At 53.2% G+C, this 985-nt stretch carries 1 rRNA gene (running past one end of the window); it reads right to left on the bottom strand.

Annotated elements, in window-relative coordinates:
- Window positions 1-985 (bottom strand): 23S ribosomal RNA (locus JSS27_16895) (its annotated part continues 1,127 nt past the right edge of the window); the annotation flags it as partial.

The following is a 985-nucleotide window of genomic DNA, read 5'->3' as shown; positions in this document are numbered from 1 at the left end:
GCCTCCCACCTATCCTGCGCATACCCTGCCCAGTTTCACTACCAGGTTATAGTAAAGGTGCATGGGGTCTTTCCGTCTTGCTGCGGGTAGACGGTATCTTCACCGCCACTTCAATTTCACCGAGTCTGCGGTTGAGACAGCGACCAAGTCGTTACGCCGTTCATGCACGTCGGAACTTACCCGACAAGGAACTTCGCTACCTTAGGACCGTCATAGTTACGGCCGCCGTTTATCGGGGCTTCGGTCGCGAGCTTCACCTTACGGCTAACCCTCTTCCTTAACCTACCGACACCGGGCAGGCGTCAGACTCTATACATCCACTTGCGTGTTAGCAGAGTCCTGTGTTTTTGATAAACAGTCGCTGGTGCCGATTTACTGTGACCCTCAGAGGCTTTAACACCCCCGGGGGTACCCCTTATCGCGAACTTACGGGGTCAAGTTGCAGAGTTCCTTAACCACTGTTCTCCCGAGCGCCTTAGACTTCTCATCTCGCCTACCTGTGTCAGTTTTAGTACGGTCACTCGAGTTTTAACATTTAGAAGATTTTCTTGGACGCTACGCCGATGACTTCCCGAACGTAAATGCGGTCGAGTCACCCAGCCGAAGATAGGGGCGGATTTGCCAATCCCCCATCGACCGGGCGCCTACGGACATTTCTAACCGTACCGCTCACCCTTGTAGCGCCGTCTCTCCATCACTTCACTCGAGTGGCGCAGGAATGTTGACCTGCTATCCATCGTCTACGCCTTTCGGCCTCGACTAAGGAACCGGCTAACCCTGGGCGGAATTACCTTCCCCAGGAAACCTTAGGCTTTCGGCGTGCAGGATTCTCACCTGCATTATCGTTACTCATTCCGGCATAATCACCTGAATACCCCGCGACCATTCCTTACGGTATGGCTTGTATCTGGTATTCAGCGCTCTCCTACCAAGACTTACGTCTTCCATAGCTTCGGTATAGAACTTACTCCCGTTCATTATCGGC

It is taken from the genome of Planctomycetota bacterium (assembly GCA_018242585.1).
In the GTDB taxonomy this organism is placed as follows: domain Bacteria; phylum Planctomycetota; class Planctomycetia; order Pirellulales; family PNKZ01; genus JAFEBQ01.
The sequence above is the reverse complement of the archived record's forward strand: the minus strand, read 5'-3'. Positions and strand labels throughout refer to the sequence as shown.